Raw genomic sequence first — 9,630 nt, 5'->3', positions numbered from 1 at the left:
AACCGATTCTTTACTAAACAGTGGGCCGCAGCTGTCTGAACGACAAGAACGGCCCAAATCGCCTCAAAGATCGCAGCTGGCTTGAGAAAGGGCACTTTCCGGCACCACTTCTAGAAGTGCACGATGTGCCCCTCCGGGCACTCCAGAAACCTGGCGATTGCGTTTCTTTTCTGGAGTCGGCGAAGGTCGACATCGTGCACTTCTAGCCGCGGTTTTAACCGCCGGCCATACGGTTTTCGTAACATCAGCTTATTATTTGCGGCGCCTACGCGGTCACGAGGCTCAGCGCGCGATCCAGCCGTCGCTGAACACGCTCGCGGCCCAGCACCTCGATCATCTCAAACAGGCCCGGCCCGGTCGTGCGGCCGGAAACGGAGACGCGGACAGGGTGTATGACCTCGCCGCCCTTCACTTCGAACCGCGTGATCACGTCGCGTATAACCGCTTCGATGGACGCCGCGTCGAAATCCTTCAGCGCCGCGAAATCTTCCTTCACGGCGCGCAGGCGATCCCCCACCCCGGGGTTGCTGAACCACTTCGTCACGGCCTTCTCGTCGAACTCGTAGGCGTCGTCGGCCTGAAGGAAGAAGCCGCCCAGGATGGGCGCTTCGGCGAGCGTCTTGATCCGCTCCTGCTCCAGCGCCATCACCCGGCCGATGTACTCCAATTTCTCCGCGCTTGGGTCGCTCTCCACAAGACCTGATTTCTGCAAAAATGGTAGGCAGCGGTCCGCAAGATCATGCAACGACAGCGACCGGATATACTGGCCGTTAAACCAGTCTAGCTTGGCCGGGTCGGTGATCGGGGAATGGTTGAGAATACCGTCCAGCGAGAACCGCTCCACCAATTCCTCACGCGAAAACAGATCTCGCTCTTCCTTCGGCGACCATCCCTGCAGCGCCATGAAGTTGAACATGGCCTCGATGAGATATCCCTCTTCGCCGTACTCCATGGCGTCCTTGGCGCCGTTGCGCTTGCCGAACTTTTTGCGGTCCAAGCCCAGCATATTGGGCAGATGGACGAAGGTCGGCGCGTCCCAGCCGAACGCCCGGTAAAGCTGAACATGCAGGGGCGAGCTGGGGATCCAGTCCTCGCCGCGCAGAACATGGGTGATGTCCATCAAATGATCGTCCACGACGCTGGCCAGATGGTACGTCGGATAACCATCGGATTTCAGCAGAATGGAATCGTCGAGGACTTTGTTCTCGAAGGCGATCTCGCCGTAAACGGCGTCCACATAAGTCGTTTTCCCTTCGGTCGGCACGGCGAAACGTACGACCGAGGGCGCGCCAGAGTTCTCATACTCGGCCCGCTCGTCCGCAGACAGATAGCGGTGGCGACGGTCGTAGCCCGTGGGCTGGCCACGACGCTGCTGGTCCTCACGCATGGACTTCAGGCGCTCTTCGCTGTCGTAGGCCCGGTAAGCCTTGCCGGCGGCGATCAGCTCCTCGGCGTACTGATGGTAGAAATGGAGACGCTCGGACTGAATGTACGGCCCATAATCCCCGCCGACTTCCGGCCCTTCGTCCCAGTCCAGCCCATACCAGCGCAGGGCGTCCAGCTGCAAGGCGACGCCGCCTTCGACTTCGCGATTCTTATCCGTATCTTCAATCCGCACGATGAACTTGCCGCCCGTGTGCCGGGCAAACAGCCAGTCAAACATCGCGGTGCGGATGTTTCCAATATGGGGGATTCCGGTCGGCGACGGCGCGTACCGGACACGTACAGTTGTCATATCTCTCAAATCCTACTTCTTCGGTTCTTCTTTATTCCCGGATCTACGCAAACCGTTTAGCCGGCGACTGAAGTCGCGCCTAGAAGTGCACGATGTGCCCCTTCGGGCACTCCAGAGAACGTGATCGAACGCGTTTCTGGGGTCGGCGGAGGTCGACATCGTGCACTTCTAGCCGCGATTTTAATCGCCTGGCGCGACATGTGTAACGTTCAGTTGTTCAATAATGCGTCAACTTCGGAACGCGTCGGCATCGACGGCTGCGCCCCGGCCTTCATCACGCTCAGCGAGGCGGCGGCGACTGCGAACCTGGCCGACTGTCTTAGATCTTTTCCTTCGGCGAGCGCAACGCAGAGCGCGCCCGTGAAACAATCGCCCGCGCCTGTGGTGTCAACAACGGTTTCGACATGGCGCCCGGGGATGATTGTCTCCCCATCGAGATCACAAATCAGCGCGCCAGCCGCGCCAAGCGTTACGACAACACTGCTTACGCCCAAAGCGCGCAGCTGCCTCGCGGCATCCAGTGGCGAGGCGTTTACGTCTCCGACAAGCAGCGCGGCCTCCGTCTCATTCGGCGTCAGAACATCGACATAACAAAGCAAGTCACGCGACAGCGACTGGGCCGGCGCGGGGTTAAGCACCATTGTCGCGCCGACGGCGTGCGCCTCCTCCAAAACAACCTTCAACGCTTCCAAAGGCGTTTCCAGCTGGCAGATGACGACGTCGGCATATAGTATCGCTTCCGACGCCGCTTCCACGTCGGACGGAGACAGATTGGCGTTCGCGCCAGGCGCGACGATAATCGAGTTTTCGCCGCACGCCGCATCCACACCGATCAGAGCGACGCCCGTCAGCGCAGTCTCATCCCGAACGACATATGTTGTATCGACGCCATCGGCCTGAAAGCCGGCGATTGCCTGATCTCCCAGGGCATCCGAGCCAACGCGTGCGACAAATGTGACCTGCGCCCCAAGCCGCGCGGCCGCGACAGCCTGGTTTGCTCCCTTGCCGCCCGCGACCATCTCAAATCGGTCGCTCAGGACCGTTTCGCCCGGTCCTGGAAGCCGCGCGACACGGGCGACCATATCGGTATTGCTGCTTCCGACCACCACGACGCGCGGGCGCGTTCGCCCATCGGCGCGGCTGCTCGTATTCATACGAGGATAGGTTATCATTTTTCGGAAGGCGATGTCAAGCCGCGCCGATGGGACAGGCGGGAATACAATCACTACCTATCTACTTGACAAAGGCTTTTCCATGGGTTATCATAGCCCGCATAGGAGATTTGAAAATGCCAATCTACGAGCACATTACCGATCTAGTCGGCGGCACGCCGCTAGTGAAACTGCACCGTCTTACCGAGGGCGCCGGCGCCACCGTTTTGGCGAAGCTGGAGTTCTTCAATCCCGCCTCGTCCGTTAAGGACCGCATCGCCGTGGCGATGCTTGAGGACGCCGAAGCGAAAGGCTTGCTGAACAAGGATTCCGTCATCATTGAGCCCACCTCAGGCAATACGGGCATCGGTCTCGCCTTCGCCTGCGCCGCCAAGGGTTACAAGCTGATCCTGACGATGCCGGAAACCATGAGCATGGAGCGGCGTCTGCTGCTGCGCGGCTACGGCGCCGAACTAGTCCTGACGCCTGGACCGGGCGGCATGAAAGCCGCCATCGCCGAGGCCGAGCGCCTCGCCGCCGAAACTCCGAACTCATTCGTTCCGCAGCAGTTCAACAATCCGGCGAACCCGGAGATCCACCGCAAGACGACCGCCGAGGAGATCTGGAAAGACACCGACGGCGCAATCGACATTCTGATTGCAGGCGTCGGCACCGGCGGCACGATCACCGGCGTCGCCGAAGTGATTAAGCCGCGCAAGCCATCGTTCAAAGCGATTGCCGTCGAGCCGACTGCTTCTCCCGTCATCACGCAAACAATTGCCCACCAACCGCTGACCCCTTCGCCGCATAAGCTTCAGGGGATCGGCGCGGGCTTCATCCCGCAGAACCTGCACATCGACGTCGTGGATGAAGTGATCCAGGTCACCAACGAAGACGCCGTCGAGTGGGCTCGCCGAGCCGGCCGCGAAGAAGGCATCCTCGTCGGCATCTCCTCGGGCGCCGCTCTCTACGCCGCCGTCCAGGTCGCAAAGCGACCGGAGAACGCGGGCAAGACGATCGTAGTCATCATCCCGTCGAACGGCGAACGGTATCTGTCCACCGTGCTCTTTGCCGATCTGCGGGACGAGCAGTAGAGGCCTATCCCCGCGCTTCGCGCGAAGCGCGGGGGATAGATCTCAATAAAAAAAGCCTGGCGGGTTCGCCAGGCTTTTTTTGTCTGATAATAATTGCGTCGCGTCTTATCCTGTAAACAGAACGGAGTCTCGCTGCAAATATCCACGCAATCGCAGAACAGCCTGTGTGTGCAGCTGATAAACCCGCGATTCGGAAACGGTCAGGACCTTGCCGATTTCCTTGAACGTCAAACCTTCGTAGTAATACAACGCAATGACCAGGCGTTCGCGCTCCGGCAGGCGATCGATGCCGACAGTGAGCGTGCTCTTGATCGCGGCGGCTTCGACTTCCGAAACGACGTTGGAGTTTTCGTCCTGAAGAACATCGGTGAGATGCAGGCGCTCACCACCGTCGCCGCCTCCGCCGATGAGCATGTCGTCGAGGGAAAGGATGTTGGCGCGGCTGGTGTTGACCAGGATCTTTTGCAGATCGTCCGTGGTCATGCCCATTTCCGTGGCGACTTCCTCTTCGGTTGCCGGCCGACCCAGGCGAACCTCCATCTGGTAGTACGTACGCTCCAAAGACTTGACGTTGTCGCGCACCGAGCGCGGAACCCAGTCTTCCTCGCGCAGCATCTCCAGAATGGCGCCGCGGATCAGGGCGATGGCGTAAGTCTCGAACTTGACCTGGCGGCCGGTGTCGAACTGATCGACCGCTTTGATCAGGCCCATGACGCCGGCGCTGACGAGATCGTCGCGCTCCAAGTTGGGCGGGAGGCTGGTCACGACGCGGCCGGCGGTGATTTTCACCAGATACGCGTAATGGTTGATAATCAGGTCTCGGGCCTTCTGGTCTTTGCGCTCTTTGAGCCGACGCCAGAGGTCCGCAATATTAAGGGAGGTCGTCATCTCTCGCTGTCATCCCCCAGAGGTGCTTCACTACCTGATTCCCGTCGCCCTAGATCGTCCAGAGTCATTTCCGGGGTCACCGCATCAAGGTGAACGCCACGATGATCGTGCCGTTCTTCCGTCCCGGTATGCTGGGGCTGCTGCGTAAGGATATTACGCAGGATCACACCCAGGAAACCGAAGATGACGAATGCGGCGGCCGAACGGATCAAACAAATCCATACATCAGTGCTGTTCGCCAAACTGACCGCCCCGACCAATAAGCCTGCAAGCGCGGCAAGACGCCAAGGCAAGCGTTCCACAAAATGATTCATCGGCAAAATCGGGCTGGACGATCAGCAAAGCGGTGAGTGACTGTCAGGTTAATTGTGCCCAAGTATACCATAACGCCGCTGTCAATGCAAGCAAACAAATGGCCCGTCCGGGACGCGCCAGGCAGCTCCGTATCTTCCTTTCTTTCCATGTTATTGTGGCGATAACGAGAAGCGTGTGACATCCTCAACTCCATCACTGAGACGCTGAAACCCCGTTCCATCCAAACCGATCGAGCACAGGTCGTGCTTGCCCCCGGCGCGCGCGGTCAAATAGTAAACGGTCTTGCTGTCATGCGAGATCATAATATGCTCCGCGTTCCCCTTGACGATCAAGCGCGGCTGAGCGGAAGCATCCACAGCAGCGGCGAACAAGCCAACACATTTGCGAGAAGCGACATCAGGCTGATCCCACAATTCAAAAACGATCTCGGCGCCGTCCGGCGTAAAGACCGGGTTTTCCGGTCCTCCAGTGGCGCTGGCGAGACGGACTGGCGGTGTGCTCTGCGCCGCTTTCCCTTGACTGTCGAACAGGATGATCCCCGAGAAAGGTTTGCCGCCCGGCACGCCCTTGACGCCGATGGCGGCGACCGCCAGCAGGCCTCCGGTGGGGCTCCAGCCAATGGACATCGAATCTGCGGCGATCAGTGGGACATTGGGATTGCCGTCAAGATTTGCGATCAAGTCGGCGTCGGGATTAGGCAGAACGGCCAGCGTCTGCAAACCGTCCTTATCCTGGACTGCGGCTAATCCCTGCTCTTCGCGCTTCAATCCAGGGCGCCACGCGTAATTGGGAACCGTTGTGGGCAGCGTGGAACTCGGCGTTTCCTGGCTATCCCCTTCGGACCCGCTGTGGTGGTGGGACGCATCGGCGTCCATGGGAACAAGCTGTTCGACGGCCTTCGTCGACAGATCCAAACGATAGAGAATGCCGCCCGCCGTATACGCAATCAGCTGGTTATCGCTGGGCGCGAAACTTGGGATATCTTTCGTGCCTGACATCCGCGTGGCCGGCGACGGGTTCTGACCGTCCGCGTCCATCACAAAGACCTGGCTCTTGCCAAGCTGACGCGGCGAAAGGAACGCGATCTGGTCGCCGTCGGGCGAGTAAACGGGGCTGGTGTCGGGAGAAGGACCGGAAGTAAGCGCGCGCGCCGCGCCGCCGAGCGTCAACGCCCAGAGATGCGACACGCCGGGCGTATTGCGGTCCGAGGCGAATACGATCTGGCCTGCGGTCGGAATATGGCGCTGCTTTTGCGGGGCGTACAAGAAGAAGTAGCAGGCTGCTCCGAAACCGATCAAAAGCAGCGGAAACAGCACCCACGGAGACACAAGCCGGCGCCGGCGATCCGGCAGCAGATTGGATTCATAGACCTTACGCGGCGCCGGCGCGCCGGGGGTTTCGCCGGCCGGCGGGGTCGCTTCGAGATGATCCGGGGACGGCGAAGCGTCCTCGGGCGCTGGAAAGTCAGTCATAACGCCTCATTGCTGGAAATATATGTTACACTGATTATACCAGCGATCCCCGCTTTCGTCCCACGCATCGCAAGCGAGACGCGCCAGAGGAAATGGTATACTACATCCATATGCACGGACTTCACATTGACGCGAACCTCTTCGGCCGTGACCGCGCTCACAAATTGGGCGCTCGAAATTCCCGTACTTCACGATTTCCACAATCCCTGTCGTCCATTCAAGGTTTCCCGATGATAAATTCGCGCGGCTTCTCGTTTCCCCTGCGCCGCGTTCTCGGATGCTGCGCGCTGATGGCGCTGCTGGGTCCGTCGGCGCGAGCGGCGTCTCCGATTCCGCCCAAAGCAAGTCCGGCGGCCATTCCGCCCACAGCGGCTCAAGTGGCTGTTCCGCCCATTGCCCCCTCCGCCGAGACAACCCCGACTCCGCCGCCCGGAGAGGAATCCGCCGAACTGAAACCGGGCGCGGTGATTCCCTTGGAGCCGGCCACCGATCAGCCGCCGGCGGAAACACCTTCCCCCACTCCGCTTCCGATCGGAGGCCGGCTGCTGCTGAGCGGAGCGCTGGATCTGCGCTACCGGACATCCACTCGTGGGCGAACCCATTCGGCCTGGGTCAACGGCGCGGAGGTCGATCTCACCTACCCGCTCGTGTCGCACGGGCGCTCTCTGGGCGCCGTGGTCGTTCAGGGCATGGCGGAAAATCCACCCGACAGCGCCGTGAAGAGCGGCGTCAATTTGGGTGAGGCGTACGTCATCTATCAAATCCCGCTGGGCGCCAGCAGCGACGCCACGGCGTATGTGAAGGCAGGACGCTTCCAAATCCCATTTTCTCTGCTGGCCACTTACGACCCGCATCTGCTGCTGATCCAGCCGCTTTATTCTCAATCTTTGGGAATACGCAACGATGTCGGAATACAAGTATCGGGACGCTTCTACGGCATCCTGAATTACGATCTTTCTCTGACCAGCGGATCCAGCTCCACAAGCTTCGATACGCGCGGCAAGAACGTCGTGACATTTCGCCTGGGACGCACCTTTTACACGCGTAACGGCACGGTCAATGTCGGAGGCACGATGCTGACCGGACGGCTGCCGATCACGGATATCGATCAGGACCACCCGTTCGCCCTGGAGCTGCCCCCCTCCGGTCGGATCGTCACGGACCGAGGCGCGGGATATGTCACCAAAAGTCGCATCGCGGGCGACGCCACACTCATGTATCGCAATGTTACGGCGCGGGGCGAAATCATTTCGGGCGCCGACAACGACAAGCGCGTGCTAGGCTATTTCCTGGAAGGTACTTATAAATTCAGCGCCCGAACGGCGGTCGCCGCGGAACGCTCGCTCTGGACTTATCCTGAGGGGAGCAGCAGCGCGACGCGCACTGGGATCGGTCTCAATTATACAGCCGGAACCCATCTGACGTTTCGCACGCTGTATGAGGTGCTGACGGACACGCCCCGCGATCGCGCCGAAACGCAGCGCCAGCAATTGACCTTTCAGGCCTTGCTGCGATTTTAACCGCCGTGGACGCCTAAGAGGCAGAAGCCTATTCGTTGACACCACACCGGTCGCGGTGTATAATGACGCGGCTTGACAGCCCGGGAACGCCGGAATACCCAGCGTATTTGCCGTTTTCCGGCAATACTCTTCAATTCTCTTAAGGATTTGGGGACAATTTTCGCGAAAATATCGTAAAGTTATAGCGTACGGACATGCGGCGGTCTCAACGATTTGACTCAGCCGACATTCACACAGAGGGGTGCAATAATAGTTGACTATGGCAAATGACGGAAACGCCAAAGCGATCGAGATACAAAATCTCGTCAAGAAGTACAAAAGCGTGGTTGCCGTCAACGACATCAGTCTTGATGTCTATGAAGGCGAGATCTTTGGATTTCTAGGCCCGAACGGCGCGGGCAAAACCACCACGATCAAGACCCTCCTGGGATTGATCTTCCCGAGCTCTGGAAATGTGCGCGTGCTAGGCAAACCGGCGGGCGACATTGACATCAAGCTCAAAGTCTCTTATCTGCCCGAAAGCCCTTATTTTTACGAGCACATGTCCGCGCGTGAAGTCGTCGGTTTCTACGGGAGCCTGTTCGGCCTGGCCGGCGCGGCGAAGACCAAGCGCGTCGATTACCTGCTGGACCTCGTCGGCCTGCAAAAAGACAGCAGCAAGCCACTGCGCGCCTTTTCCAAGGGTATGCTTCAGCGCGTCGGCATCGCCCAGGCTCTGATTAACGATCCCAAGCTGCTTTTCTTCGATGAGCCTACGTCCGGTCTCGACCCTGTCGCCCATCGCGATATTCGCGACTTGATCGTCCGGCTCAAGAACGAAGGCCGCACGATCTTCCTTTCCTCGCACCAACTGTCCGACGTGGAGCTTGTCTGCGACCGCGTCTCGATTTTGAACCGCGGAAAGATCCGCCGCCTCGGCAGCGTCGGCGAACTGATTGCCGGCGGCAACGTCGAGATCATCGCGGAAAATGTCGCCGCGGATGACGATCAGCTTGGCAAACTCAAAGCGATGACATCGAATGTCTCCGATGTTAACCACAAACTGATCATCACCACCAGCGCGTCCAACGTCAGCAAGAACAACGTTTTGGACTGGGTTCGGGCCAACAAGGGAGACGTGATTTCCGTCACCGAGACCCGCCGCTCGCTGGAAGACATTTTCTATGAGACCGTACGCGAAGGCGATTCCAGCGCAATCGTCAGCGCTTAAAATTATCCCGCAAAGCTGCTTGAGGAAATTCACGCGATTATGAGCACCATTTGGTTAATAGCCTCCGGAACCTTCGGCGAAGCAATGCGCCGTAAGATCCTGAACGTCTTTCTGTTCGTAGCGCTCGCCCTGATCGTCATGGCGTTCGCGTTCACTTCGTTCGCGGCGCGCCAGGAACTCGTTCTCATCAAGAGCATGGGCCTGGGCGTCATCGGACTCGCCGGCGTATTCATCAGCGTCATTCT

General features: G+C 59.4%; 9 protein-coding genes. 5 read left to right on the top strand and 4 right to left on the bottom strand.

The genetic code is table 11. The annotated features are described in order from the left end of the window. Nucleotides 1-265: 265 nt before the first annotated feature. Together gltX and rbsK are read right to left on the bottom strand one after the other, a co-directional pair. A complete protein-coding gene (gene gltX, locus ABIZ35_RS19200; RefSeq protein WP_348221535.1) occupies nt 266-1,735 on the bottom strand; it encodes a glutamate--tRNA ligase in 1,470 nt (489 codons plus the stop codon). A gap of 209 nt (nt 1,736-1,944) precedes the next feature. Beyond that, nucleotides 1,945-2,889, bottom strand: a complete 945-nt coding sequence (rbsK, locus tag ABIZ35_RS19195; RefSeq protein ID WP_348221534.1) for a ribokinase — start codon at nt 2,887-2,889, stop codon at nt 1,945-1,947. Nucleotides 2,890-3,023: 134 nt separating this feature from the next. Here rbsK and cysK point away from each other — a divergent pair, with 134 nt between their 5' ends. After that, nucleotides 3,024-3,980, top strand: coding sequence for a cysteine synthase A (cysK, locus tag ABIZ35_RS19190; protein WP_348221533.1), 957 nt, complete (start codon nt 3,024-3,026; stop codon nt 3,978-3,980). A gap of 105 nt (nt 3,981-4,085) precedes the next feature. On the opposite strand, the gene ABIZ35_RS19185 is transcribed toward cysK, so the two are convergent. Continuing rightward, nucleotides 4,086-4,868: a FliA/WhiG family RNA polymerase sigma factor gene (locus ABIZ35_RS19185; protein WP_348221532.1), complete on the bottom strand. Its 783-nt coding sequence runs from the start codon at nt 4,866-4,868 to the stop codon at nt 4,086-4,088. A 101-nt stretch (nt 4,869-4,969) separates the two neighbouring features. On the opposite strand from ABIZ35_RS19185, the gene ABIZ35_RS19180 reads away from it, so the two are divergent. Next, on the top strand, nt 4,970-5,131 hold the full coding sequence (locus tag ABIZ35_RS19180) for a hypothetical protein (protein ID WP_348221531.1): 162 nt from the start codon (nt 4,970-4,972) through the stop codon (nt 5,129-5,131). A gap of 201 nt (nt 5,132-5,332) precedes the next feature. Here the strand turns inward: ABIZ35_RS19180 and ABIZ35_RS19175 are convergent, their stop codons facing one another. Next, nucleotides 5,333-6,655, bottom strand: a complete 1,323-nt coding sequence (locus ABIZ35_RS19175; RefSeq protein ID WP_348221530.1) for a hypothetical protein — start codon at nt 6,653-6,655, stop codon at nt 5,333-5,335. Nucleotides 6,656-6,885: 230 nt separating this feature from the next. Between ABIZ35_RS19175 and ABIZ35_RS19170 the strand changes: the two genes are divergently transcribed. The 3 genes from ABIZ35_RS19170 to ABIZ35_RS19160 all read left to right on the top strand — a co-directional run. Further along, the gene (locus ABIZ35_RS19170; RefSeq protein WP_348221529.1) at nt 6,886-8,175 is read left to right on the top strand and encodes a hypothetical protein; all 1,290 of its coding nucleotides are present in this window, start codon (nt 6,886-6,888) and stop codon (nt 8,173-8,175) included. A 259-nt stretch (nt 8,176-8,434) separates the two neighbouring features. After that, on the top strand, nt 8,435-9,385 hold the full coding sequence (locus ABIZ35_RS19165; protein ID WP_348221528.1) for an ABC transporter ATP-binding protein: 951 nt from the start codon (nt 8,435-8,437) through the stop codon (nt 9,383-9,385). A 39-nt stretch (nt 9,386-9,424) separates the two neighbouring features. Continuing rightward, nucleotides 9,425-9,630: hypothetical protein (locus ABIZ35_RS19160; RefSeq protein ID WP_348221527.1), on the top strand; the 206-nt coding region annotated here is incomplete at its 3' end.

Origin of the sequence: Capsulimonas sp. (assembly GCF_039929585.1) — a bacterium.
GTDB lineage: Bacteria > Armatimonadota > Armatimonadia > Armatimonadales > Capsulimonadaceae > Capsulimonas.
The sequence above is the reverse complement of the archived record's forward strand: the minus strand, read 5'-3'. Positions and strand labels throughout refer to the sequence as shown.